Genomic DNA, 24,674 nt, shown 5'->3' on the forward strand with positions numbered 1-24,674 from the left:
AGAGAGATCGCGCCGATTGTCAGGAGCGCACCACGATAAGGCGCACACTATTAAGCGTGAAATGTGTATCCGTGCGCTTCGGTGACCCCGAAGTTGCCCCTCTTCTGCTTGACCTGCACCGTGAATACGAGACCCGATACGGCGATGGCGATTCTGTGCATGACGTTGACGGGGCCGAGTTCGATCCGCCCGGCGGAGGATTTCTCGTGCTCGTCGACGGTGAGACCACTGTTGCCGGCGGCGGCCTCCGCCAGTACGACGCCACCACCGCCGAGGTCAAACGCATGTGGACCAACCCCGATTACCGCCGCCAGGGCCACGCGAAGACGATTCTGCGCGAGCTGGAATCGCTGGCCCGAGATCTCGGCTACAAACGGATGCGTTTGGAAACCGGCTATGCGCAGCCCGAAGCGCTCGCCCTCTACCGCAGTCTCGGTTTCGTTGACATCGGCAACTATGGCATCTACGAGCAGGCCTCCGGTTTCGAGCTGCTCCTCTCCTAGCAGCTCGCGACAGCGCAAAAAAGATCCTATTTGACACTCGCAATCGGGCACTTTTGCACTCTCGCGGGCTGGAAGCTGCGGAGGGGAGGTAGCGTTAGAGGGCTATGCAAAACAAATTGATTCCGCACCCCGACCTTCCGATCGATCTGCCGACCGATGAGCGCATTCGCGCCGCCGTCGTGCACTACGGCGAGAACGTCGTCATCGACAATGCCGTGGCCCTGTTGCGCGCCAAGAACGCCGGAAAAGACTTTCTGCTCTATGCCGGCGGACGCCACGCGCTCGGCATCCTCGAGGGTGCACCCGCCCTGTACTGGCCCGAACTGTGGGGCGCCCGCGCGCTGCTGCACGTCTGGGGAGAGCAGGCCGCACCATACATCGTCGTCGGCCTGAACAATCAGGCGTGGCGCGTGCGCGAAATGTGCGCCAAGGTTGTGCTGCTGCGCGGCCTGCAGGTGGTACCCAAGCTCGTGCGTCTCACGACCGACGAGAACCCGCGCGTGCGTTCCGCCGCGCTGCACGCCCTCGCTGACCAGGGCACCACCGACAACATCGCGACGATCGAGGTGCGCCTGCGCGACTCCGACAAGGAGGTGCGCCGCGCCGCCCAGCAGGCCCGCGACGCCATTCGCTCCCGGCTCAAGCTGACCGAGCCCGAAACCGAGCCCGAGGCCTGACCCGACCCGGGCATCCGCTCGCTACGGCCGGCGGAGCAGTGCTCCCTCGTGCCGACAGGTCGCCGCGGCGGTGAGCATGGCGTCGGCCAGCAGCGCCTCCCACGCCGTGGAATCCTGCGGCACCCCGTCGTTCATGATGGTGCACACGGATGCCGCCAGCGTTGCGTCCCCCGCCCCCATCGTGTCAACGATCGGGCCGTCAAGCTCGGCGATCGGAACACTGACCAGCCCATTGTTTTCGAACGCAACGGAAGCACCGAGCGGCCCGGCGGTCGCCAGCACCGTCTGCGCGCCCCCCTCGACGAGTCGTTCGCGCAGTTCGTCGAGCGTACTGTCGTAGAGAAGGTCGGCGTCTTCGTCGCCGACCTTCACGAGCAGACTGCGAGCGGCGAGCGCTTCAAAGTTGCGTACGAACCGCGGTCCGTCGTGCAGCATGCCGGCGCGCGGGTTCGGGTCGATCACGAGGCGGTGCTCCGGGTCGGTGATGCAGGCGATGAACGCCTCGGTCTGCGCGGTGTCGTCGAACGGAAAACAGCTCACGACGATAACGGCGGCGGCGGCCAGCGCGGCCCGCTCGGTCACGCCGAACTCGATTCGGCGCGCTTTGGCGGCGTCGTTGAAGAAGTAGCGGGGTTCGCCATCGGTGCGATCCGATACGGCCCGGGAAGACCCGAGCGGGCCCGGTGTCGCGATCAGCTGCACGCCGTACTGGTCGAGGAAGGACCGAAGCACCGCGCCGTCAGCGTCGTCACCGACCATCGCGATCAGGGTCGTCGGCACCCCGAGTATGGCCAGGCCCACCGCCACGTTCAGGGCTGCACCGCCGGCGAATTCTCGACTCGCCTTGGAGTCACGCAGCACATCGATCAGGGCGTCACCGACGACGACGACACGGGAAGGGGCGTTGAGTTCAGGCATGGGGTCCAATCTGTATCAACTCCGCAGCAGCTTGTTTGGGCAGAGAAAAAGCCGGTAGAAGGAGTTTATTCTCCTTCTACCGGCTGCTCTGGCACCATGTCGCGTCAGGCGCTCTTGCGTCCAGAAATTGATCGCATCAGGAACATGATCACCGCGATGATCGCCAGTACGATACCGACCCAGAGCAGAAATTGAAGCGACTGCACCAGACCTCCGGTAATGAGCAGCACCACCGCAACAATGGCCACAATGATGAGTAACGGGTTCATAGTCCGACCTTTCATTTCATGCGCGGGAAATCCCCGATTGCCGCGATACTACCCCCTTCTGGGGGTAGACAGCAGATGCCATGTATGGCCTCTGCCTTCGTGTCGCGACCGCGCGCTTTAGTACGTCGAGAGCGTGGGCTCGATCTCTTTCACCCAGGCCAGAACGCCGCCCTCAACCTGACGCACATGCTCATAGCCTTGCCGCTGCAGCTCGGCGCAGACGGCAGCCGAGCGCGGGCCCGCCTTGCAGTGCACGACCACGTCGCGGTCCCGGGCAAGGCACGCCTCTCCGGAGAGGATGGCGCCCTGCGGCACCAGTAGCGCCCCGGCAATGTGTACGATCTCGTACTCCTCTGGTTCCCGAACATCGATGAGGTCGAAGTCGATCTCGCCCCGCTGCCGAGCCCCGAGCATGACGGCGAGTTCCTGCACGGAAATCGCATCGTCATTCAGGGCCGATGTCCCGCACAACGCCTCGTAGTCCATCAGCGCGGTGATCGCTTCGGCCGCAGGGTCGCGCGCAATGCTGATTTCGCGCCAGGTCGCCTCGAGCGCATTGAACAGTACGACCCGGCCCAGCAACGTGCGCCCGACCCCGGTGATCAACTTCACGGCTTCGGCGACCATCGTCGAGCCGATCGTTCCGCAGAGCATCCCAAACACTCCGCCCTCGCCACAGCTGGGCACTGAGCCAGTTGGCGGGGCTTCCGGATACAGGTCTCGGTAGGTAGGTCCGTGTCGGTTCCAGAACACGCTGACCTGCCCGTCGAAGCGCAGGATAGATCCCCAGACGCACGGCTTGCCGAGCATCGCGGCAGCATCGCTGACCAGGTAGCGCGTGGCGAAGGTGTCGGCGCCGTCGATTACCAGGTCGTACTGGGCGAACAGGTCGAGGGCATTCGCCGCGGTAAGCCAGACGTCGTGCTGGTGCACCGTGACCAGCGGATTGAGCTCGGCGACCGCGGCCGCTGCCGATTTTAGTTTCGAGTGGCCGAGGCCTGAGGTGCCGTGGATGATCTGGCGCTGCAGATTGCTGAGGTCCACGGTGTCGTGATCGACGATGCCGAGCGTACCCACCCCGGCGGCTGCGAGATAGAGCAGCACCGGCGAGCCGAGTCCGCCGGCGCCGATTACGAGAACGCGCGCATTTTTCAGCCGTCGCTGGCTGAGCATTCCGATTTCGGGAATAAGAATATGGCGCGAATACCGCTCACGCTCGGCTATGGAGAGCTCCTCGCCGGGTTCGACGAGCGGCGCGAGCACCGGCATCCGCGTCACAGGTCAGGCCGCCCGGCCATCGGTGACGACGCCAGCGCGTGCTGGCGCCGCGGAATGCGGCCGGCCTGGGCGGCCCTGCGGCCTGCCAGTACGGCGTGTTTGAACGCATCGGCCATGAGCGGCGGGTTCTGCGCGCGTGTCACGGCGGTGGCCAGCAGCACTGCATCGCAGCCCAATTCCATCGCCAGCGCAGCGTCAGAGGCGGTACCGATTCCGGCATCGAGCACCACGGGAACACCGGCGCGGGCCACGATCAGCTCGATATTGTGCGGGTTGAGAATGCCGAGCCCGGTGCCGATCGGCGCCCCGAGCGGCATCACGGCCACAGCGCCCAGGTGTTCGAGCCGGAGCGCGAGCACCGGGTCGTCATTGGTGTACGCGAACACCTTGAAGCCCCGCGCAACGAGCTGTTCGGTGGCCTCCACCAGTTCGACCGCATCGGGCAGCAAGGTCTGCTCGTCGGCGATGACCTCGAGCTTGATCCAGTCGGTTTCGAGGGCTTCCCGAGCCAGCTCGGCAGTCAGTACCGCATCATGCGCGGTGAAACAGCCGGCGGTGTTCGGCAGCACCCGGATGGAATTCTCGACCAGCAGTTCGAAGAGTGAACCGGTGGTCGCTGCGCTGTGCCGCCGCATGGCGACCGTGGTGAGTTCGGTTCCCGACGCTCGCAGTGCTTCACCGAGGCCATCGAGACTCGGTGCTCCCCCGGTGCCCATGATCAGGCGGGAAGTCAGCGCCACGCCGTCAATCACCAGGCTGTCAGTGTTCGTGAAGTGTGCGGTCTGCACGGTCAACCTCCCTGGACTGCAGAAACAATTTCAATCTCATCGCCCGCCGTCAGCCCGGTAGTCGACCACAGGCTGCGGGGAACGACCGCAGCGTTTCGCGCCACGGCTACTCCGAGGCGGCCTCCGTCTGCTGCATGGCCGCCTGTTTCGAGGCGTCGCCCGGTGATCTCGGCTACGAGGTCGGTCACGGTGCCGCCGGATACGGTTCGTTTCTGGCCATTGACGGAAATTATTACGGTCACGATAGGCCTCCTTTCAGTGAAGCGGATGCGGGCTCTCGGCTCGCCGAGAACCGATCGGGCCGAAAGTTTCGCCACCGATCGTCTGCAATGCCATCGATGAGCTGCAGACAGTACTGGGCTGCGACCGGGGTGAGCAGTACACCGTGACGAAAGAATCCGGTGGCAATGATGAGGCCGGCGATGTCACCGCCCGAACACCCGACGCGGCCGAGGAACGGCGCATTGTCCGGCGTTCCCGGACGAGCCCGAGCGGTCGTTTCGATCAGCTCCAGCTCGCTGACCGCCGGCACCAGGGCCTGTGCATCACGCAACAGCTGATAGACGCCGCCGGCCGACACCACGCCCGAGCCGTCTTCGCGCTGGGTGGCTCCGATCACGAGCGTTCCGTCGGTGCGCGGAACCAGGTAGACCGGCACCCCATGCACCAACCCGCGCACCGTGCAGGTGAGCAGCGGCCGAAGGTGCTCGGGCACCCGCAATCGAAGTACGTCCCCGTACACCGGGCGAAGCGGCAGGCGCAGGTGCTCGGGAAGCCCGTCCAACTCGCCCGCCCAGAGTCCATTGGCCACGACCACCTCGTCGGCTTGGATCGAGCTACCGTCAGCCAGGGCGACACCGGTAACGCGCGAGGAGGTATCCGTGGCATCGGCGTGCAGTAACCCACGCGCACGCACCCGAATCACGGCGTCCTGACCGTTTGGCGCGAGGGCGGCGAGCGCGAACTGAATGCGCTCGGTGAGCCGTCGCGGGTCGACCTGGTGATCTTGTTCCACCAGAAAGGCGCCGGAGACCTGGGGGCTCAGCAGCGGTTCAAGCACGCGCGCTTCGCGCACGGTGAGGGGCTCGACACCCAATCCATTGGCCACCTGCACAGCACGCAGGTCGGCGAGGGCTTGCCGGTCGGCCGCGTCCGCGCCCACGTTCAGGGTTGTGGTTCGCTGGTATCCGGTAGCGTTGCTATCGGTTCCGAGCGAGTCGATGAAGTCGGGGTACAACGTCGAGGACGCGAGCATGAGATCAAGCAAAGCCTCTTCCCGATAGTGCAGTTCGCTCACCGCGGCGAGCATTCCGGCTGCAGCGAAGGTGGCGCCGCCGGCCGGGTCGGGGTCGATGACGACCACGCTACGGCCGGAATGCGCCAGCGTCCAGGCGATGCCGAGCCCGATGACGCCGCCGCCAATGACGGCGACATCAACTGTTCGCTGCGCTCCCCGCTCACTCATGGTGTGCACCGATGCCACGGCAGCGCCCCTTAGGGTTGGTCGCATGGACCCCGTCACCGCCCGGCTGTATCTCTGCACCGATGCTCGAAAGAATCGCGGCGATTTCGCCGACTTTGTGGATGCCGCCTTCGCCGGCGGGGTCGACATCATCCAACTGCGCGATAAGAATATCGACGCGGCCGAGGAACTTGATTATCTCGAGGTTCTGCGCACGGTCGCCGACCGTCACGCCCGGCTCTGGGCGGTCAATGACCGAGCGGATATCGCCGGCCTCTCCGGCGCGCCGGTTTTTCATGTCGGCCAGACCGACCTGCCGCTGCCCGCCGCCCGCAGACTGCTCGGTACAGCTGCGCGGATCGGCCTGTCCACCCACACCACCGAGCAAGTGGATGCCGCCGTCACCGCCGATAACCTCGACTATTTCTGTGTCGGTCCGGTCTGGGCTACGCCAACGAAACCTGGCCGCGCAGCGGTGGGAACCGACCTGCTGCGCTATGCGGCCGCGCAGAGCGCCACCGTCGGCAGCCTGCGCCCCTGGTTTGCCATCGGCGGCATCGACCTGGGCACCATCGACCAAGTGGTCGACGCCGGCGCCACCCGGGTAGTGGTGGTGCGCGCGATCACCGACGCCGACGACCCGACGGATGCCGCGCAGCGTCTGCTCGCCAGCCTCCCGCCGCTCGGCTAATCCCACCGACCGTACCGCGTTCATCGCACGCCTGCGGTCAGAGCGGATGCCGCTGTTGCGCGGGCGAACAGCCGATGAAAGTGGTGAATCGGGCCGTTTCCCTGGCCGACCTCGAGGTCGTCGGCGTGGGCGAGGGCGTCCTGGAGCCAGTCTTTGACCTCGGCGAGGGACTGCGCCCAGTCACCGGTTCTCGCCTGCACCGTGGCCATGGCCGAGGAGAGCGAGCATCCGGTGCCGTGCGTGTTCCTGGTGCGGATACGTGGTAACGCGACCTCGATCACGCTGTGCGACAGCAACCCCTGGGTGTTGACCAAGGCATCCGGGCAGCTGGTTTCGTTGAGATGGCCGCCTTTGACCAGAACGGTGACTCCGGTGCGAGCAGATAACCTTCCGCCCTGCTCGAGGGCCTCCGCCCAGGTGGCCGCCGGGTGCTCCCCGAGCAGAACAGCCAGCTCGGGAACGTTGGGCGTGACGAGATCGACCTGAGGGATCAGGTCGCGTAGCGCCTGCTCGGCTGAGCGGTCAAGCAGCCGGTCGCCACTCGTTGCCACCATCACCGGGTCGAGCACCACCAGAGGCGGTCGACACTCCGAGAGCCAGGAGCGCACCTCGGTAATGACGTCGAGTTGCGCGAGCATGCCGATCTTGACGGCGTCGATGGTCACATCGTCGCTCACGGCGTTCAATTGTGCGCGCAGAAAAGCCACGGGCGGGGTGTGCACCGAGCGCACCCCGCGCGTATTCTGCGCGACCAGAGCACTGACCACCGCCATGCCGTAGCCGCCGTTGGCCGCGATGCTCTTCAGGTCGGCCTGAATCCCGGCGCCGCCGGTCGGATCGGTTCCGGCGATACTGAGAATTCGAGGCGTTTGCCGCAGTGCGAGCTGGGAGGTTTGATCAGTCATCCGTGACATTCCTTCGCTAGTACTAACTAGACAGGTTCGACGGGTATTGATCTCAGCACGCACACTATGTGCGGCACCCCGTGTCAAGGTTCACCCTATACGCGCGCGTATTCAGCGCACAACCGCGCATGCGATCACCCTGGAGCACGTCTATGCGCCTTCGGCTCTGCGACCGCTCAACGACCGGCTGCACAAAGTATTCCGCAGACAGTCACGCCAACGACGGGCGCCTGCCTACGCAATGGTGGCGTAGGCTCCCCTCGCCTTCTGCGGCAGAACGGGCAACTCGCAGGGTGATGATCTGGAAGGCACGCAGCACCAATTGACCACCAGCATCCGTTGTCGACTGCACTGCTACAGGGGCGACAGTGCGTTCGAGCAGGTCAGTCTCGACGATTTCTGAGACAGTAAAGCCAAAGCTGACAGTGCCCGTGGAGCGCGAACCGCTCGCCTCGTACAATCGCACGATAAGGTCACCGGACCGGTCTTCGGCCAGTTTTACGGCTTCGACCACGATCGATGGGCACTCGCTCACGACTACGGGCGTTACGGCCGCGCCGACCACGTCGCGCAGCGGCAGGTTGATCCGGTAGCCCTGCGCCGCCGCTCCGAGTACGTCTGGCGTCAGACTTATCGAGGTGCGCAGCGTGTGCACCCCTTGATCCGCAGTTGGGTCAGGGAACGTCGGCGCACGCAGCAGTGATTCCCGCACAGTCGTGGTCGTCCCTCCCCCGACTCGAGTAGTGCGGCTGATGTCATGGCCATAGGTTGAGTCGTTGGCAATCGCAATCCCGAAGCCCGGCTCCCCGACGAAAACCCACCGGTGTGCGCAGGTCTCGAAGCGGGCAGCGTCCCAGGACGTGTTGACGTGGGTCGGTCGATAAATGTGGCCAAACTGTATTTCTGACGCAGCGCGGTCAGCGTGCACGTCGAGCGGAAAAGCCAACTTCAACAATTTTTGACGCTCATGCCAGTCAACCGTCGTCACGATGTCCAGGCTCGGCTGGTCACTGAGTACGGTCAGGTCCTGCTGAACGGATGACCCCCCGAAGCGGCGCGTCACGCGCACCGTGACCAGTCCTGAACTCTGCACGAGCACCTTGACTTCTTCTGCTTCTAGAAGTTCCACGCCGTTCCGGTCGTAGTGCTCGTCGATGTCCCACGCGTCCCACTGCGTCGGGGTATCCCGAAAAAGTTGGAGCACATTGCCCGCTTGCCCCGCGGGCACGGCTTCTCTTCCGCTCACGCGGTCTACCAAGGAAATGAGGAGCCCGCGTGCATCGATGGATGCCCGCACGACGTCGTTCTCGAGCACGAACCCCCCATCGGCCTGATGTAGGCGCACGGCTCCGGTTGGTATCCGCGGCGCAGCAGACAGGGCAGGCACTCCCGCTACTGGGAACGGTGAAGCATTGAAGCTCACCGGCGTTGCATCCGTTTGCGCCGAGGAGGCGAGCGCCGCCACGGATATCGCGATCAGGTCTTCGAGCTCGATTCGCACGGTCTCGTAGGCCGCTTCAGCAACCTGATGCACCCACGCGATAGAGCTTCCGGGCAGAATGTCGTGAAATTGATTGAGCAACACGGTCTGCCAAGCGGTAGCCAGTCGTTCGTAGGGGTAGTCAGCGCCGGCATAAAAGTACGCCGTTGATGCCCAGAGCTCGGCCTCTCGAAGCAGATGCTCGCTGCGACGGTTTCCAGATTTGGTCCTGGACTGCGACGTGTAGGTGCCACGGTGAAATTCCAGGTAGAGCTCCCCCGACCACACGGGCGGGTTGGCATACGTCGCCTCCGCCTCCTCGAAGAACGCCCGCGGGCTGGCCATTCGCACGGTCGGTGAACCCTCGAGAGAACGCGTGCGCTCCGCCGCTGCGAGCATCTCCCGATTGGGCCCACCGCCACCGTCTCCAAAGCCGAACGGCACCAGCGACACGTTTGACGCACCCTTTTCGGAGTATTGGCGTTGAGCCCGGGCTAATTCTTCCCCCGATAACAGTGAGTTATAGGTATCGACCGGCGGAAAGTGGGTGAAGACCTGGGTGCCGTCAATTCCCTCCCAAGAAAAGGTGTGGTGAGGCATGGTGTTGGTTTCGTTCCAACTGATTTTTTGGGTGAGGAAGTACTTCGATCCCGCCGCGATCACGATTTGCGGGAATGCCGCCGTGTATCCAAACGAGTCCGGCAGCCAGATCTCGAGGGGTTCGATGCCGAACTCCTGCATGAAGAAAGCCTTGCCCGCGAGCAGCTGCCGAGCCAGCGACTCCCCGCTGGGCATGTTGGTGTCGGATTCGACCCACATACCGCCCACCGGGACGAAACGGCCCTCGAGTGCGCGCGTACGGATGCGTTCAAACAGTTCCGGATAGTGCTGCTTCATCCATGAATACTGTTGCGCCGACGAACAGGCGAAGATGAAGTCGGGGTCTTCATCCATCAGGTGCAATACGTTTGAAAACGTGCGCGCACACTTGCGAATGGTTTCACGCACCGGCCAGAGCCAGGCCGAGTCGATGTGGGCGTGCCCGACAGCGATGATTCGGTGGGCGCTGGCGTAGGCGGGCTGCGCCAGAAGGGGCGCCAGTAAAGCGCGGCCACGGGATGCCGTGCCACTCACATCCTCGGGGTCCATTTGGTCGGTCATTTTTTCCAGCGCCCGAAGAATCTCAGCGGTACGCGGTAGGTCAGGGCTCAGCTGTTCCATGAGTCCGAACAGTGTCCACACGTCCCGGTCCAGTTTCCACACTTGGGTGTCGAGCAAAGCAACGTCTATGCGGCGCAGGCGGTAGATCGGTTTTATACCAGCCGTAGCCTTGTCACCCACGAGTGTCGGCTGAAAGCCCCAGTCACTTCCCACATCGGGGTTGGACGCAGCTTCAATGTAGATATCGACCTGCTCTCCCGGCTGAGCGATCAGCGGCACATAGTTATTGAACGGCTCCACAGCTTTCACGATGTGCCCCTGCGGGGTGAAGACCAGACCTTCCGCCTGGAACCCAGCCTGACCAGACAGAAAACCGAGGTCCACGATGACTTCCGTGCGCGTGTGGAGGTCGTGAAACCGAGACCAGTCGGAGGGAACCAGGCCTGTGATGTGGAACCACGTCGTGCCCCAGGGCTTGCCCCAATGCTGGCCGATGCTGAACGGGGTGAAATCCTGACCTTGCGCCTCAGAAAACGGCACGGGTTCGTCGGGCACTTCCCACGCGCTGATGGTCAACGGTGACGAAACCCGGTACAGCGACGGGGTGACCCGCTCGCTGACGAAACGACGGATGCGGGCGCGAATGAGGGCGGAATTGTCGTGCACTTGGTGCTCCTTGCGCTGGAGGGGTCAGAGCGTGACGGCGCCGGCCATGGCCGAGGATCCGCCGAGAACACGCGACACGAAGACATAGAGCGAACTTGTGTGAGGCCACCGTGGTGGTGGTCGATTCCGACGCTGCCTCCTCACCGCGCGCTGAACAGCCGGACTCGACAAGTGTTGCCATGGCCGCGAGTGCGACGGCGAAAACATGTGACTTTTTCATGAATTGCCTGAGTCCCTGACGCTGTGCTCCTTGCATCGTTGCCGGTGATTCTGCGTATTCCATATATACAACGGATGAACAAATTACTGTCTATATTTACCCTAGGAATGTAACAGGACTGAGACTTTCACAATGAAGGCCAGAAGATGCACAGCGTCAACGCCCGCCGCGCCGGTGTGTACGCCGGGTAGTGTCACAACCCGGCCTGGTTGAATCCGCTGAGCGCGTAAGGGTTTCCCCGTGGGAGAGTCGGCGCACGTGATCGAACCGTAAGGTCTCGCTGCGCCCATCTGGGGATGGCCGTGCAAGACTGTATGGACTTGCGCCTACGGCTCTCAGCCCGCGTCCCTATCCAGCTCCGCATCGGCGCCTCCAGTTGTGCCCGTGCCGGTGGCGGTAAATCAGTGTGTGATCGAAGCGAAGGGGTTTTGATGTGTGGGATTTTTTAGGGGGTCAGTATGAGCAGATCCTGTTCAACAGCTGGCAGCACTTCAGTCTCGTCGTGCAGTGTCTGATCCTGGCGACAGTCCTCGCCGTCGTGCTGGCCGCCGTCGTCTACCGCAGTTCCGCGCTCACCGGGATCGCCAACTCGGTGTCGGCCATTGGCTTGACTATCCCGTCGTTTGCGTTCATCGGGCTGCTCATCGCGCCGCTCGGCTTCGGCGTCGTTCCAGCCGTCATCGTCGTGGCGTTCTTCGCCACTCTGCCCATTCTGCGCAACGCGGTCGTGGGCCTGTCGGGTATCGCACCGTCGATCGTGGAATCCGCCCGCGGCATCGGCATGAGCAGGTTCCGCACGCTCCTGCAGGTGGAACTGCCGATGGCGTGGCCCATCATCCTCACCGGCATTCGAGTATCCGCTCAAATGGTCATGGGAATCGCTGCGATCGCCGCATATTCCCTCGGCCCGGGCCTCGGCGGATTCATCTTCTCCGGCCTCTCCCGACTCGGCGGTGCCAACTCCCTCGAGTCGGTGCTGACGGGCGTCATCGGCGTTGTCGTGCTCGCTCTTATTCTTGATCTCCTTCTCGTCGGCCTGGGCCGCCTGACCACACCCCGAGGTATCCGTGTCTGAACTCATTACATCCAACAGCGGCGAATCCATGAGCACCGAAGGTTCCACCACCCCGACCGGCATCACCGGTGCGAACATCCTGCTGGACCACGTCACCAAGCGTTTCCCCGGCCAGGCGCGCCCCGCCGTCGACGGTCTCACCATGGAGATCCCGGCCGGAAAGATCGTCATGCTCGTCGGCCCCTCGGGCTGCGGCAAGACCACTACCCTCAAGATGATCAACCGTCTCATTGAACCCTCCGAAGGCCGCATCGTCGTCGACGGTGACGATGTCACCAATATGAATGGCGATACCCTGCGCCGAGGCATCGGCTATGTCATTCAGGCCGGCGGACTCTTCCCGCACATGACGGTGGCCACCAACATCGGCCTCGTGCCGAAAATGCTCGGCTGGGACAAGGCCCGCATCACGGCCCGCGTCGACGAACTCCTCGAGCTCGTCTCCCTCGACCCGGCGCTCTACCGAAATCGGTACCCCAAGGAACTTTCCGGCGGTCAGCAGCAGCGCGTCGGCGTGGCGCGCGCCCTCGCGGCCGACCCGCCCGTGCTCCTCATGGACGAGCCGTTCGGCGCCGTCGACCCGATCACCCGCCTACGCCTCCAGGACGAACTGCTCAACATCCAGGAAGAACTGCAGAAGACCATCGTCTGCGTCACGCACGACTTCGACGAAGCTGTCAAGCTCGGCGACTGGATTGCCATCTTCAACGAGGGCGCCCAGCTCGAACAGTACGACACCCCGGAACGCATCCTCGGCGACCCGGCCAACGAGTTCGTCGAAAACTTCATCGGGTCCGGAGCCGGCCTCAAACAGCTCACCCTGACCCGGGTGGCAGAGGTCGGGTTCAGCGACGCCGTCGTGGGTAGCCCCGGCGAACGGGCAGCGGATGTCCTGGCCCGCCTCATCGACGCCGGCCACGGTCACGCGGTCATCGTCGATGAGCGTCACCGTCCCATCCAGTGGCTCTCCCGGCGTCAGCTCGGCCGCCTCGAGGTCATCAGCAACGTGCCCGACCCGAAACTTCCGGTCGTCGGCTACCGTGCCACGCTCAATGACGCACTCGACACAATGCTCGTCTCCAGCGCCGGGGCCGCGCTCGTCACCGGCCGCCGAGATATGTTCAAGGGCGTCATCGACGTACAGACCGTCATGGACGCCATTACCCGGTCGCAGACCGCTGCCGTACTCGAGTCGGACCAAGCGCCCGTCGGACTGAACACCGGCGTGTTCCACGCGCAGGCGCCGGCCGCCGAACTGAATGAGACCGCTAGCGATGGCGCCGACGCGCGGGCCAGTCAATGAGCACCCGCGCCCTGACTGCAGAAGCCGGCATTGCCGGCGGCGACTCCGCCGTCGAAACACCCGGCGACCCGGCCGCGCCGGCCGTACCGGCCAGTCAGGCTCGCGCGGTCTGGCAATCCTGGCGGGGCCTGGTCTACCAGCTGGCCGGCATCCTGCTCGCTTTCGCCGCGCTCGTCATCTGGCTGCTGACGACCAACCTCTCAGCGGTCGAACTCACCACCCTCGCCCCGGCCGCGCTCTGGATTTACACCGTGGAGCACATCCAACTCACCCTCCTCGCCGCGGCGATCGTACTGGTCATCGCAATTCCTTTGGGAATCGCCCTGACCCGACGACCCCTGCGGTTTCTGACCGCTCCGGTGCTCGCGATCGCCAACGTCGGGCAGGCCGCCCCCGCGATCGGCGTCGTCGTACTCCTCGCATTCTGGGTCGGCTTCGGCTTTTGGGCGGCGACGTTGAGCCTCGTGCTCTACGCGGTGCTCCCGGTGCTGCGAAACACCATGGTCGGTCTGCAGCAGGTCGACGCCCGACTCATCGAAGCCGGACGCGGCATGGGCATGAGTTCCACAGCCGTGCTCTTTCGCGTGGAACTACCTCTCGCCGTGCCGGTCATGCTGTCGGGCGTGCGTACCGCCCTCGTTCTACTGGTCGGCACCGCAGCCCTCGCCACGTTCGTCAACGGCGGCGGACTCGGCATTCTCATCACCACCGGCGTCAATCTCAGCCTCACCCCCGTGCTCGTCACCGGAGCCCTGCTCGTGGCTTTACTGGCCCTCCTCATCGACTGGATCGGCCGCGTGGTAGAACACGTCGCCCGCCCGAAGGGACTCTAGATGCACCGCCCCGCTTTTCACACCCGTCGCGGACACCTCGGCCGCTGGGGCCTGACAGTGAGTGTGCTCGCCGTGACTGCCCTCACCCTGACCGGCTGCGGCCTGCAGCCGGCGACCTCATACGTTCCCGCGGTTGGACCCGGGTCGATCACCCCGCTCGACGGTGCCGAGGGCGTCAACCTCACCGTCACGTCCAAAAACTATACCGAGCAGCTACTGCTCGGTAAGATCGCGGTGCTCGCCGGGACCGCCGCAGGATTCGACGTCACTGACCTCAGCAATGTGCCCGGCAGCCAGCCCGCCCGCGAACTCATTCTTTCGGGCCAGGCCGACGTGCTCTGGGAATACACCGGCACCGCGTGGCTGACCTATCTTGGCCAGACAGAGGTGATCACCGACCAGAACGAAATGTGGCAAGCCGTGCACGACATCGACCTCACCAATGGGGTCACCTGGGGCGCGCCGGCACCGATGAACAACACCTACGCCCTAGCGGTACGCAGTGAGGCGGTTGCCGAACTCGGCGGCATCACCGCCATGTCCGAACTCGCCGCACTGCCCGTCGATGACCGAACCTTTTGCGTTGAAGCCGAATTCAACTCCCGACCGGACGGCATGAACCCCATGCTCGCCCACTATGGGCTGGAACGTGGCGCCGCCGACAGCGTGCCCGACAGCAACATCGGCGTCTACGACACCGGTGCGATCTACAGCGCGACCAACGACGGGGCCTGCAACTTCGGTGAAGTCTTTACCACCGACGGTCGCATCGACGCGCTCGACCTCACCGTTTTGACCGATGACCGCGCATTTTTTCCGGCGTACAACGTGGCACCGATCTTCTTCACCGAAACGCTCAAGGCGCACCCCGGCCTGGAAAAGATCTTCGCCGCGATATCACCCAAACTCACCGACGAGGTTCTGCGCGGCATGAACCGTCAAGTTGACGTCGACGGTGCCGAACCCGCCGATGTGGCCTACGCCTGGATGATCGACGAAGGTTTCATCACTGACCCGGCCGCCTAGCGGAAGCTTCCTGGCTAGCTTTGATCACAGTTCTTCTTCGGGCCCCACTGGCCGAGGTTGAAAATCTCGGCCGGCCGGTCCTCCGTTGCGGAAGGTTGCGCTGAAGCCGCGACCCGGGCAGTCATCGGGGTAGAGGCAGTAGCAGGTACGCCCTACATTCCGCGGCGAATAAAGTCAGCCACTCGCTCCCCAACGAGAACGGCGGTCGCGGCCGGTCCGCGCACGGGCGTGGTCGGCAGAATCGAGGTGTCGGCGACGCGCAGCCCCTCGACACCGTGCACGCGCCCGTACTGATCGACGACGGCCCCCGGATCATCTGCTGGCCCGAACCGTGCACTGCCGCACAGGTGAATAGCGGTGCCGAGGTGGGAGCGTAGCCAGTCATTGAGCAGGTCATCGCTCTCGAGAACGATGTCGGTCAGTTCGGTCAATCGCCTAAACAGGTGTTTGTAGGCATCCGTTCGCAACAAACGTACCGCTACCCGCACAACTTCGCGCATGCGTTCGAGGTCGTATTCGGTCGACAGGTAGTTGTAGTCGATGCGCGGTTGCCTGGCGGGGTCGTCCGACTCCAGGCTGATGCGTCCGCGCGAGGTCTCTGACTGCACGGCGACGAGCAGCGCGAGGTCCCCCCGGTGGGCGATCTGTTTCGCGAAGCGCCGCATCGATACCCCGCGCATCGCCCGAAGTGCTCGAAGCGGATGCCGCGCTGCGGCCCGCACCCCGACCATGATGCCGCGCGCGCTGCCGGTCAACAGATACTCCATGGGTTTGAGCATCGGGAGAATCTCCAGATCCCCCGGCGCCGTGGAACCGATCGCCGTGAAGTTCAGGCAGGCCGCCATCGACTGCGACGTGCGGTAGTCGACGATCTGTCGGCGCGGCTGCCACAGCACGGCAATATCCGGGTGATCGCTAAAATTCGCCCCGACCCCGGGCAGGTCGCGCACGACCGGAATGCCGAATTGTTCCAGCTGTTCCCGGGGGCCCACCCCGGAAACCAGCAGCAGGTGAGGTGACTTGATCGCACCCGCTGAGAGCACGATCTCCCGGCCTTGCACCTGAACGATCCCGCCGCCGTGCGCGACCTCGACACCGATAGCTCTCGTTCCCGCGAACAGCACGCGGCGAACATAGCTGTCACCCCACACAGTGAGGTTGGCGCGATGTCGCACCGGATTCAGGTAGGCGATCCCGGTGTTCTGACGCACTCCATCGAGGGTATTCATCGGGAGCGGCCCGTGTCCCGGCAGTGCCTGGTCATTCTTGTCGGGTTCTTCGGCGAAGCCCAGCTCCGAAGCCGCCGCGCGAAAGGCGACGGTCACCGGATGGTCCTGCGGGGGCCGACCGACGACCATCGGCCCAGCGCCACCGTGAACGGCAGTCTCGCCATACTGCAGGTCGGTTTCAATCCGGCGATAGAACGGCAACACCTTCTCCCAAGCCCACTCGGGTGACCCGATTGACCAAGAATCGAAGTCGGCTGTTCTGGCACGAATGAAGTACGAGCCGTTGATCGTCGACGATCCTCCGAGGATCCGACCGCGCGCGATCGAGTAGGCGAGTTTTGGGGTGAGGTGACCGGTGAACGACCAGTTCTGCGGATGCCCCGGCATCGCTCCCTGCACGGTTCCAGCATCGAGCAACTCGGTCGGGAACCCGCCGGGAGACGACGGCACCGGTCCCGCCTCGAGGAGCAGAACCCGCCTGTCGGAGTCTTCGCTCAGTCGGGCTGCGAGCGGGGCTCCGGCCGCGCCGGCGCCGACCACGATCACGTCATAGTTCAGGTCCGACACTGGCTCCGTGAAATTCACGCCCGTCCGCCGGGTTGAACGGTTGGTGAGTGACCCGGTGCAAACCCCTCCCGAAGCAGCACAAGGGCCGACTCCAGCAGCTCGATGAGGTCTGAGTCGTCAGTTCTGAGCCACTGCTCGTACGCCGCAAGCGATGCACCGAGGAATACCCAACCGATCACCGTCGGTTCGATCGCGTCGACGGCTACTCCCAAGCGGTCAGCCGCGAAATCCGACACGACCCGGCGCCACTCGGCGTAGCGGAGCGTGGAGTGCGCTAACAGTGCCGGAACGTTCAACAGCAGGTGCATCCGCTCGCGATGATAGGGAACTTCCTCGGGCGGGAATCGGTTGAATTCGATGACCGCCGCTGCGAGCGCATCGCCGACGGACACGGTCGCGTCGGTAGCGGCCAGGAACACTCGCATACGTGCAAGTTCCGCTTCGAAGTCCCCCCAGGGCAGATCGTTCTTGGAGGGAAAATATCGAAACAGGGTTCGACGCCCAATTCCGGCGGCGGTGGCAATGTCATCGACGGTCGTTTGTTCGAAACCGCGCTCAAGAAAAAGTTGAAGCGCGACGTGGCTCAGGGCGGCGCGGGTCGTCAGCGGCTGCCGGCCCATCCGCGGTGCCACAGAGCGCTCATTCATCTGCAGGTACCCCTTCTCTTTCGGCACTGAGTGCCACTAGTCTGATGCATGCACCAAGCTTTCGCCACCGATGTCGATTTCTAGCACAAGGAGTACCACATGGTTTCCGCAAAAAAGACCAGCCCCACCGAGTTTGCACCCGCCGCCCCGGAACAATCTGTCGGGTTCGATCTCGAATCCGACACTCTGGTCGAGGAGATCTCGATCGATGGCATGTGCGGCGTCTACTAAATCGCCGACATGCCCGACCTGAATCTTGACCGGGGATGGGATCTTCATCCCCAGGTGTCCGTTCGCCCGGAGCCGTTCGGCGCGTTGCTCTACCATTTCGGCACCCGCAAGCTCTCGTTCCTGAAGGACACGACGCTTCTCGCCGTCGTGAGAACTCTCGCAGAAGCCCCAACTGCCCGTGCAGCCTGCACGGCCGCTGGCATCGCTGAGAGCGATCTTCCCCGCTACCAGCGCGCACTCAGCACACTCGCGAAATCCTCCATGGTCATCGAAAGGGCCTCGTGACTCTTCTTGATGCATCCCCTACATCCCCCTTCGTTCTCGCCCCGAAAGACACTCCCCGCAAGACCGAGCGTCTTGTCGATCTCTTCGAATACGGCCTCGACGCCCCCATCTGTCTGACCTGGGAATTAACGTATGCGTGCAATCTGTCTTGCGTGCACTGCCTTTCGAGTTCCGGGCGCCGCGATCCTCGCGAGTTGACGACGGCAGAGGCGAAGGCCGTCATCGACGAGTTCGAGCGGATGCAGGTCTTCTACGTCAACATCGGCGGCGGTGAACCGACCGTGCGTCCCGATTTCTGGGAACTCGTCGACTACGCCTCCGAACATCACGTCGGAGTCAAATTCTCCACCAACGGCGTGAAAATCTCCCCGGAAATTGCCCAGCGTCTCGTGAGAAGCGACTACGTCGACGTGCAGATCTCGCTCGACGGCGCCACAGCCGAAGTCAACGATCATGTGCGCGGCCCCGGCTCCTACGCGACGGCCATGAAAGCCATGCAGAACATGTATGACGCCGGCTTCAAGGGATTCAAGATATCGGTCGTCTGCACGAGCCAGAACATCAGCCAGCTCGACGACTTCAAAGCCATCGCCGACACATTTGACGCCCAATTGCGGCTCACCCGCCTGCGCCCCTCCGGTCGCGGAGCGGACGTCTGGGACGAACTGCACCCGACCCAAACACAGCAGCGCGAACTCTACGACTGGCTCGTCGCACACGGAGATGGTGTGCTCACCGGCGACTCGTTCTTCCATCTCTCCGCCTTTGGCGACGCCCTGCCCGGGCTCAACCTCTGCGGCGCGGGCCGTGTCGTCTGCCTCATCGACCCCATCGGCGACGTCTACGCCTGCCCCTTCGCCATCCACGAAGAGTTCCTCGCCGGCAATGTGCGCTCAGAGGGCGGGTTCCAGGAGGTCTGGAAGCACTCAGAACTCTTTCTCAAGCTCCGCGAACCGCAGTCGGGTGGAGCCTGCACCTCGTGCGCGTTCTTCGACACCTGCAAGGGCGGCTGCATGGCCGCAAAATTCTTCACCGGACTGCCGCTGGACGGCCCCGACCCGGAATGCGTCCAGGGCTACGGCGAAGAGTTGCTGAAGAACCGCACGGGCACAGCGGTGGAGCTTCCAAAATCATCAATCGTCGACCACTCCCACCGCACGACCCGAGCCGGTCGCGAAGGAATGGGACCGATACAGCTCACGCTGAGCCGTCGCGCCGGGCTAGCTCCGGTGAACGCCAGCGACTGCGAAGTCGGCCCCCTCGTCGGGTTCACGCCCGAACAACCACCGGCAGAGGCCTTGAATGAGCCCCCCCTGTCCGGGATAAATCTGCTCGCGAGTTCGCTATCCGGCTGCGCATGCGGCAGGAAAGGCGCGTGCAGCTGCAGTTGAAACGCGGTCCACGACGACGTGGATCGAACGCATCACAAAAAGGAGAACATGATGAAAACCCATGCAGCCATACTTCGTGAACAACCGGGACAGTGGCAGATCGAAGAGGTAGATCTGGACGATCCGGGTCCCACGGAAGTGCTGGTAGAACTGGTCGCCACCGGGTTGTGCCACAGCGACGACCATGCCGCGAGCGGAGACATGCCGATCAACCTTCCTATCGTCGGCGGACACGAAGGTGCTGGCATTATCCGCGCCATCGGCAGCCAGGTCACGGACTACGCGGTGGGCGATCACATCGTCACGTCGTTCATCCCCTCCTGCGGAAAGTGCCGGTGGTGCGCGATGGGGCTGCAGAATCTCTGCGACTTCGGCGCGAATACCCTGATCGGGAACCAGCCCTCCGGCGGCTACCGCATGCACTCCAACGGCGAAGATCTCGCCACGATGGCCGCATTGGGAACGTTCGCCGAGTGGCAGGTCTTCGACGAGGCATCCATCGTCAAGATCGATCCCGACATTCCCCTGGATGTCGCCGCACTGGTCGCCTGCGGTGTGCCGACCGGGTACGGCTCGGCCGTGAATGCGGCCGACATTCACAACGGTGACGTGGTGATCATTTTCGGTGTGGGCGGCATCGGCATGAACGCCGTCCAGGGCGCGGCCGCAGCCGGCGCTTCGCACATCGTTGTGGTCGACCCGGCACCGTTCAAACGGGAGAAAGCACCCGAGTTCGGAGCGACGGAGGTCTTCGCTGAGGCGCAAGCCGCTGTCGATTTTGTGCGCAGCATCACGAACGGGCAGGGCGCAGACGCCGCGATCTGCACTCCGGGCGTGTTGCACGGCGACATCGTCAACACGGCGACGGATGCCATCCGAAAGGGTGGAATCGTCGTCGTCACGTCGATGTCACCGCTCGGCGAGGTCGGCATTCCGACGGACCTGTTCAGCCTGGTCATGAACCAGAAGCGTATCCAGGGTGCGCTCTACGGATCCTGGTCTCCGCGCTACGCCATCCCGACGCTGCTCGGCTTGTATAAGCAGGGCAAGCTCAAGCTCGACGAACTCGTCACCAACCGGTACACGCTCGACCAGATCAATGATGCGTACCAAGATATGCGGGACGGACGGAACATTCGAGGCGTCATCCTCCTCTCACCGGTGGCTGCGGAGTCACCCGCGGTCGCGCGCGAAGCGGCCACCGTCGGGGTCTAGGCACACCGAAGCGCAGGCCAGCGCAGTAATCAAGTAGTGCGAACAGATAGTCCGGAGAAGCGGGTGTCACGCCCTGCACGGCATCCGCTTCTCCCCCTGAGCACGATTCGCTCACGAAAATGCGCTCAGGGAAGAGGTGAAATCAGCGGTGCGTCAGCTCACGACAACCGGGCTCGGAACCGCCCATCTCATGCATGCCCACCGTGATATCGGTAGGATTCGCGGCCACCTTGTAGAACCTGACCGACAACAAGAAAGCAGGAATTGCCATGGCGAAAAATGCCTGGTTTGAAACCGTAGCCGAGGCACAACGACGAGCCAAGAAAGCCCTCCCCTCGTCCGTGTATGGGGCTCTCGTTGCCGGTTCCGAGCGCGGGCTGACCATCGACGACAACATGGCAGCTTTCGGTGAACTAGGCTTCTCACCGCATGTCGCCGGGCATCAGGCAGTGCGCGACCTCACGACAACCGTGATGGGCATACCCATTTCTTTGCCGGTCATCATCTCTCCCACAGGGGTGCAGGCTGTGCACCCCGACGGTGAAGTAGCCGTTGCCCGGGCAGCCGCTAACCGCGGCACCATCATGGGCCTGAGTTCGTTCGCCAGCAAACCTGTTGAAGACGTAATTGCTGCCAACCCGAACACGCTTTTCCAAATGTACTGGTCGGGCTCGCGGGAATCGATGGTGCAGCGGATGGACCGGGCGCGGGCCGCCGGAGCCAAGGGACTCATCGCCACCCTCGATTGGTCATTCTCCAACGGTCGCGACTGGGGCAGCCCGCAGATTCCGGAGAAGATGAGCCTGAAAACAATGATCAACTTCGCGCCCAACGTGCTCCCCCACCCACAATGGCTTGTGCGTTTCGCGAAGTCCGGTCGTATCCCCGACCTCACCGCTCCCAATCTCACTCCCCCCGGCGGCACTGCACCAACATTCTTCGGCGCCTACTACGAGTGGATGCAGACTCCACCGCCCTCCTGGGAGGACGTGGCCTGGATGCGCGACACCTGGGGAGGACCCTTCATGCTCAAGGGCGTCACCCGAATCGACGATGCCCGCCGAGCCGTCGACGCGGGTGTAACGGCTATTTCCGTGTCCAATCACGGCGGCAACAACCTCGACGGAACACCGGCATCGATCCGCATGCTGGCTTCGGTGGCCGAGGCGGTGAACGGCGACGTGGAAATCGTGCTCGACGGTGGCATCCGTCGAGGCAGCGACGTCGCCAAGGCCCTCGCACTCGGTGCACGCGCGGTCATGATCGGCCGCGCTTACCTCTGGGGCCTCGCTGCAAACGGCCAGGCCGGAGTCGAGAACGTGCTCGACATTCTGCGTGGCGGACTGGACTCTGCGGTGCTCGGCCTCGGGCATAATTCAATCCACGAGCTATCACCCGCAGACTTCTACATCCCGCCGACGTTCTCGCGCACCCTCGGCGCGACGCTGAGCACAATCGAAGCGACAACCCGGCACTAATCACGTCACCATCAACCACGTCATCGCCGCGTCACCGCCGCGTCACCGCCACGTTACTGCCATGTCACCGTGCTGTGGCGGCGCCCGGCACTTTTCGGGGCCAAACTAGAAGTCGAATGAGGGGGCACGAATGCACGGTGAATTGGCGTACAGCACCTGGCCAGCGCTGTCGCCTACCCCAGTCGTGCTCGTGCCCCTCGGGTCGACGGAGCAGCACGGACCACACCTGCCGTTCTCCACCGACACCATAATCGCCTCGGCGGTGGCACAGCGAGTCGCCACTGATCTGGCCATCAGGGGGCATTGCGTCGTCGTCGCCCCCGCCCTGCCGTACGGGGCGAGCGGTGAGCATCAGAATTTTCCGGGAACCGTGTCGATCGGCACCGAAGCCCTCACGATGGTCATTGTCGAGCTGGTGCGCTCCCTGTCGACCTGGGCTGGTCGCATTGTGCTCGTCAACGGCCATGGCGGAAACCTTGCTGCGCTCACCGCATCCGTTTCCCTGCTCCGGGGTGAGGGGCACGCTGTCGCCTGGGCTCCGTGCACGGTTGCCCGGGGAGATGCCCATGCCGGACTCACCGAGACATCGATTCTGCTGCATCTCGACGCCAAGTTGGTCGACCTGGCATCGGTGGTGCCTGGCGCGACGACGCCGATGGCTGCCCTTTTGGGCCGGCTCAAGTTGGAGGGCGTGCGGGCGGTATCGCCGACCGGAATTCTGGGCGACCCGACCGGAGCCACCGCCACGACCGGCGCTGCGTTCATGTCCGAGATGTGCGAGGGTGTGCAGCGCCGGATCCTCGACGAGTCCATCGACCCGCGCGGATGCCTCCGCGACCTCGCTCGGAGCACAGCACCGGCACCGGACGCTAGGGAAGATAGACCATGAAGCCGCCCGCTGCTGTGCTCCCACCCGGTTTCACGGTCGAGCTCAATCGCACGGTCACGGTCCGTGACCAGGGCCGATCCTTGGTCGGAGGTTCCCCGACCCGCGCAATCTATCTCTCCCGGGCCGCCGCCAGCATGTTCGCCGGGCGCCGCTTGGCCGTCGACGGTGCCGGCTCGGGCGCCCTCGTGGACAAGCTGCTCGAAATTGGTATGGCCGATCCGGTACTCGACACGCTTCCGGCAGCGGATGAGAGCGACGTCACCTACGTGATTCCAACCTACGGCCGGCCGCAATCCCTCGACCGCCTTCTCACGAGTATCGGGCCCCACAAATCAGTCATCGTGGTCGATGATGCTTCGCCCGATCCCCGTGAGGCGAAACGGATCGCCGCCGCCGCCGGAGCCCGTTTCATCGGCCTGCCCGAGAACCTGGGTCCGGCTGGGGCCCGCAATGCTGGGCTGCGATTGGTGCACACGACCTACGTGGCATTCGTCGACAACGACATGGTCGTCACCGACGGGGCTGTCGCAACATTGCTCCGGCACTTCGTTGATCCGAGGGTTGCTCTCGTCGCCCCGCGAGTGATCGGGCTCCAGCTGTCGACCCGAGTCAACTGGATCTCTCGTTACGAGGACGCGCGGTCATCGCTCGACCTCGGACCGACTCCCGCCACGGTGCGGCCGCGCGCGCGGGTGTCGTGGGTGTCAACGGCTTTCGTCGTGGCCCGGGTCGAAGCCCTCGGTGCCGGGTTCAGCGACGGTATGCGAGTCGGCGAAGACGTCGACCTCGTGTGGACACTCGTCGAACGGGGGTGGAGGGTGCGCTACGAACCGGCCGCGACGAGCGCCCACGAACACCGAGTCACGTTGTCTGACTGGGCCAAACGCAAAGCGTTCTACGGCACGGGCGGCCATGCATTGGCACTCCGACATCCGGGCAACATCGCCCCGGCGATCCTCGCGCCCTGGAGCGTCAGCGTCATGGTGGCGTTGCTCGCCCAGCGGGTTTGGTCGGTTCCCCTCGCCCTCGCCATTTCAGCCGTTGCCGCCGTGCGCATCTCGCGCAAGCTATCCCGCCACGAGCATCCGCTGCGTATCGGTATCGAGCTGACGTCCACCGGCGTTGCCGCATCGGTTTCGCAGACGATGGCCCTGCTCACGCGGCACTGGTGGCCACTCGCGGTGCTCGGCAGCATCGTCTCCCGACGGGTACGCCGGGCAACGATCGCCGCCGCCATTCTCGACGTCGTCCTTGACTACCGCCGCACGAAACCGCAACTCGACGTCGTGCGCTTCGGGATCGCACGCCGAGCCGACGACCTCGCCTACGGGGCAGGCCTCTGGCTCGGCGCGCTCCGCGGGCGCTCGACGGCGGCGCTTCGCCCCGACATTCGCGGGCGTCGCTAGTTCTCCGATCCAGCAGGGGAGCAGCATCACCGCACGAGCCACCGGCACGTGCACACAGCGCTATCCCAACGGGCGTCCACC

General features: G+C 64.1%; 23 protein-coding genes, 1 pseudogene and 1 riboswitch. Of the genes and pseudogenes, 14 read left to right on the top strand and 10 right to left on the bottom strand.

Translation table 11 applies throughout. The features are described from left to right. The first annotated feature begins 56 nt into the window (after positions 1 to 56). Positions 57 to 503 (top strand): GNAT family N-acetyltransferase, encoded by a 447-nt coding sequence (locus CXY74_RS09865; protein WP_158252342.1) that lies wholly within the window; start codon positions 57 to 59, stop codon positions 501 to 503. Positions 504 to 607: 104 nt separating this feature from the next. Continuing rightward, positions 608 to 1,180 (top strand): HEAT repeat domain-containing protein, encoded by a 573-nt coding sequence (locus CXY74_RS09870; protein WP_104200272.1) that lies wholly within the window; start codon positions 608 to 610, stop codon positions 1,178 to 1,180. 21 nt (positions 1,181 to 1,201) lie between these two features. Here CXY74_RS09870 and CXY74_RS09875 read toward each other — a convergent pair whose 3' ends face one another. The 6 genes from CXY74_RS09875 to thiO form a co-directional block, all read right to left on the bottom strand. Then, complete coding sequence (locus CXY74_RS09875; protein ID WP_104200273.1) at positions 1,202 to 2,098, bottom strand: PfkB family carbohydrate kinase; 897 nt, start codon at positions 2,096 to 2,098, stop codon at positions 1,202 to 1,204. 104 nt (positions 2,099 to 2,202) lie between these two features. Continuing rightward, positions 2,203 to 2,367: a DUF2207 domain-containing protein gene (locus tag CXY74_RS17715; RefSeq protein WP_146070111.1), complete on the bottom strand. Its 165-nt coding sequence runs from the start codon at positions 2,365 to 2,367 to the stop codon at positions 2,203 to 2,205. 117 nt (positions 2,368 to 2,484) lie between these two features. Beyond that, entirely contained in the window at positions 2,485 to 3,636 is a 1,152-nt protein-coding gene (gene moeB, locus CXY74_RS09880; RefSeq protein WP_104200274.1) for a molybdopterin-synthase adenylyltransferase MoeB, read from the bottom strand. A 5-nt stretch (positions 3,637 to 3,641) separates the two neighbouring features. After that, positions 3,642 to 4,433 (bottom strand): thiazole synthase, encoded by a 792-nt coding sequence (locus CXY74_RS09885; protein WP_370446140.1) that lies wholly within the window; start codon positions 4,431 to 4,433, stop codon positions 3,642 to 3,644. 2 nt (positions 4,434 to 4,435) lie between these two features. Continuing rightward, positions 4,436 to 4,675 carry a sulfur carrier protein ThiS gene (gene thiS / locus CXY74_RS09890; protein ID WP_370446141.1) on the bottom strand — a complete coding sequence of 80 codons (240 nt, stop codon included), beginning with the start codon at positions 4,673 to 4,675 and terminating at the stop codon, positions 4,436 to 4,438. Next, positions 4,672 to 5,898 (bottom strand): glycine oxidase ThiO, encoded by a 1,227-nt coding sequence (thiO, locus tag CXY74_RS09895; RefSeq protein WP_104200275.1) that lies wholly within the window; start codon positions 5,896 to 5,898, stop codon positions 4,672 to 4,674. The genes thiS and thiO overlap by 4 nt, the downstream gene beginning before the upstream one ends. 43 nt (positions 5,899 to 5,941) lie before the next feature. Between thiO and thiE the strand changes: the two genes are divergently transcribed. Continuing rightward, positions 5,942 to 6,586: a thiamine phosphate synthase gene (thiE, locus tag CXY74_RS09900; RefSeq protein ID WP_104200276.1), complete on the top strand. Its 645-nt coding sequence runs from the start codon at positions 5,942 to 5,944 to the stop codon at positions 6,584 to 6,586. 68 nt (positions 6,587 to 6,654) lie between these two features. On the opposite strand, the pseudogene thiD reads toward thiE, so the two are convergent. Together thiD and CXY74_RS09910 are read right to left on the bottom strand one after the other, a co-directional pair. Continuing rightward, positions 6,655 to 7,500, bottom strand: a pseudogene (gene thiD, locus CXY74_RS09905) (bifunctional hydroxymethylpyrimidine kinase/phosphomethylpyrimidine kinase); the annotation flags it as partial. After that, positions 7,483 to 7,582, bottom strand: a riboswitch (TPP riboswitch). It overlaps the preceding pseudogene by 18 nt. Positions 7,583 to 7,702: 120 nt before the next feature. Beyond that, on the bottom strand, positions 7,703 to 10,798 hold the full coding sequence (locus CXY74_RS09910; protein ID WP_104200278.1) for a glycoside hydrolase family 38 C-terminal domain-containing protein: 3,096 nt from the start codon (positions 10,796 to 10,798) through the stop codon (positions 7,703 to 7,705). 653 nt (positions 10,799 to 11,451) lie between these two features. Between CXY74_RS09910 and CXY74_RS09915 the strand changes: the two genes are divergently transcribed. From CXY74_RS09915 to CXY74_RS09930, 4 genes are read left to right on the top strand one after another with little or no spacing between them, the layout of a single operon-like run. Further along, positions 11,452 to 12,093: an ABC transporter permease gene (locus CXY74_RS09915; protein ID WP_104196864.1), complete on the top strand. Its 642-nt coding sequence runs from the start codon at positions 11,452 to 11,454 to the stop codon at positions 12,091 to 12,093. Between the two features lie 28 nt (positions 12,094 to 12,121). Continuing rightward, positions 12,122 to 13,396, top strand: a complete 1,275-nt coding sequence (locus CXY74_RS09920; RefSeq protein ID WP_104200348.1) for an ATP-binding cassette domain-containing protein — start codon at positions 12,122 to 12,124, stop codon at positions 13,394 to 13,396. Then, positions 13,393 to 14,229 (top strand): ABC transporter permease, encoded by an 837-nt coding sequence (locus CXY74_RS09925; RefSeq protein WP_104200279.1) that lies wholly within the window; start codon positions 13,393 to 13,395, stop codon positions 14,227 to 14,229. The genes CXY74_RS09920 and CXY74_RS09925 overlap by 4 nt, the downstream gene beginning before the upstream one ends. Then, positions 14,230 to 15,255 (top strand): glycine betaine ABC transporter substrate-binding protein, encoded by a 1,026-nt coding sequence (locus tag CXY74_RS09930; protein WP_104200280.1) that lies wholly within the window; start codon positions 14,230 to 14,232, stop codon positions 15,253 to 15,255. It begins immediately after the preceding gene. A gap of 152 nt (positions 15,256 to 15,407) precedes the next feature. Here the strand turns inward: CXY74_RS09930 and CXY74_RS09935 are convergent, their stop codons facing one another. Together CXY74_RS09935 and mftR are read right to left on the bottom strand one after the other, a co-directional pair. Then, complete coding sequence (locus CXY74_RS09935; protein ID WP_199183188.1) at positions 15,408 to 17,051, bottom strand: GMC family oxidoreductase N-terminal domain-containing protein; 1,644 nt, start codon at positions 17,049 to 17,051, stop codon at positions 15,408 to 15,410. A gap of 14 nt (positions 17,052 to 17,065) precedes the next feature. Beyond that, the gene (mftR, locus tag CXY74_RS09940; RefSeq protein ID WP_104200350.1) at positions 17,066 to 17,698 is read right to left on the bottom strand and encodes a mycofactocin system transcriptional regulator; all 633 of its coding nucleotides are present in this window, start codon (positions 17,696 to 17,698) and stop codon (positions 17,066 to 17,068) included. A gap of 99 nt (positions 17,699 to 17,797) precedes the next feature. Here mftR and mftA point away from each other — a divergent pair, with 99 nt between their 5' ends. From mftA to mftF, 7 genes are all read left to right on the top strand, one after another. Next, entirely contained in the window at positions 17,798 to 17,929 is a 132-nt protein-coding gene (gene mftA, locus CXY74_RS09945; protein ID WP_104200281.1) for a mycofactocin precursor MftA, read from the top strand. Between the two features lie 9 nt (positions 17,930 to 17,938). Further along, entirely contained in the window at positions 17,939 to 18,214 is a 276-nt protein-coding gene (gene mftB, locus CXY74_RS09950; RefSeq protein WP_104196868.1) for a mycofactocin biosynthesis chaperone MftB, read from the top strand. Further along, positions 18,211 to 19,605, top strand: coding sequence for a mycofactocin radical SAM maturase (gene mftC, locus CXY74_RS09955; RefSeq protein WP_104200282.1), 1,395 nt, complete (start codon positions 18,211 to 18,213; stop codon positions 19,603 to 19,605). Before mftB ends, mftC begins: the two co-directional genes overlap by 4 nt. 51 nt (positions 19,606 to 19,656) lie before the next feature. Further along, positions 19,657 to 20,820 carry an NDMA-dependent alcohol dehydrogenase gene (locus CXY74_RS09960; protein ID WP_104200351.1) on the top strand — a complete coding sequence of 388 codons (1,164 nt, stop codon included), beginning with the start codon at positions 19,657 to 19,659 and terminating at the stop codon, positions 20,818 to 20,820. Positions 20,821 to 21,089: 269 nt separating this feature from the next. After that, positions 21,090 to 22,298 carry a pre-mycofactocin synthase MftD gene (gene mftD, locus CXY74_RS09965; protein WP_104200283.1) on the top strand — a complete coding sequence of 403 codons (1,209 nt, stop codon included), beginning with the start codon at positions 21,090 to 21,092 and terminating at the stop codon, positions 22,296 to 22,298. 130 nt (positions 22,299 to 22,428) lie between these two features. Continuing rightward, entirely contained in the window at positions 22,429 to 23,187 is a 759-nt protein-coding gene (mftE, locus tag CXY74_RS09970) for a mycofactocin biosynthesis peptidyl-dipeptidase MftE (protein ID WP_104200284.1), read from the top strand. Next, a complete protein-coding gene (mftF, locus tag CXY74_RS09975; protein WP_104200285.1) occupies positions 23,184 to 24,593 on the top strand; it encodes a mycofactocin biosynthesis glycosyltransferase MftF in 1,410 nt (469 codons plus the stop codon). The genes mftE and mftF overlap by 4 nt, the downstream gene beginning before the upstream one ends. Positions 24,594 to 24,674 lie beyond the last annotated feature (81 nt).

It is taken from the genome of Cryobacterium sp. Y29 (genome assembly GCF_002929825.1).
Lineage (GTDB): Bacteria > Actinomycetota > Actinomycetes > Actinomycetales > Microbacteriaceae > Cryobacterium.

Coding starts and splice junctions, on each gene's coding strand:
- CXY74_RS09870 (WP_104200272.1), top strand. CDS start 608: ATGCAAAACAAATTGATTCCGCACCCCGACCTTCCGATCGATCTGCCG.
- CXY74_RS09875 (WP_104200273.1), bottom strand. CDS start 2,098: ATGCCTGAACTCAACGCCCCTTCCCGTGTCGTCGTCGTCGGTGACGCC.
- CXY74_RS17715 (WP_146070111.1), bottom strand. CDS start 2,367: ATGAACCCGTTACTCATCATTGTGGCCATTGTTGCGGTGGTGCTGCTC.
- moeB (WP_104200274.1), bottom strand. CDS start 3,636: ATGCCGGTGCTCGCGCCGCTCGTCGAACCCGGCGAGGAGCTCTCCATA.
- thiO (WP_104200275.1), bottom strand. CDS start 5,898: ATGAGTGAGCGGGGAGCGCAGCGAACAGTTGATGTCGCCGTCATTGGC.
- thiE (WP_104200276.1), top strand. CDS start 5,942: ATGGACCCCGTCACCGCCCGGCTGTATCTCTGCACCGATGCTCGAAAG.
- CXY74_RS09920 (WP_104200348.1), top strand. CDS start 12,122: ATGAGCACCGAAGGTTCCACCACCCCGACCGGCATCACCGGTGCGAAC.
- CXY74_RS09925 (WP_104200279.1), top strand. CDS start 13,393: ATGAGCACCCGCGCCCTGACTGCAGAAGCCGGCATTGCCGGCGGCGAC.
- CXY74_RS09930 (WP_104200280.1), top strand. CDS start 14,230: ATGCACCGCCCCGCTTTTCACACCCGTCGCGGACACCTCGGCCGCTGG.
- mftR (WP_104200350.1), bottom strand. CDS start 17,698: ATGAATGAGCGCTCTGTGGCACCGCGGATGGGCCGGCAGCCGCTGACG.
- mftA (WP_104200281.1), top strand. CDS start 17,798: ATGGTTTCCGCAAAAAAGACCAGCCCCACCGAGTTTGCACCCGCCGCC.
- mftB (WP_104196868.1), top strand. CDS start 17,939: ATGCCCGACCTGAATCTTGACCGGGGATGGGATCTTCATCCCCAGGTG.
- CXY74_RS09960 (WP_104200351.1), top strand. CDS start 19,657: ATGAAAACCCATGCAGCCATACTTCGTGAACAACCGGGACAGTGGCAG.
- mftD (WP_104200283.1), top strand. CDS start 21,090: ATGGCGAAAAATGCCTGGTTTGAAACCGTAGCCGAGGCACAACGACGA.
- mftE (WP_104200284.1), top strand. CDS start 22,429: ATGCACGGTGAATTGGCGTACAGCACCTGGCCAGCGCTGTCGCCTACC.
- mftF (WP_104200285.1), top strand. CDS start 23,184: ATGAAGCCGCCCGCTGCTGTGCTCCCACCCGGTTTCACGGTCGAGCTC.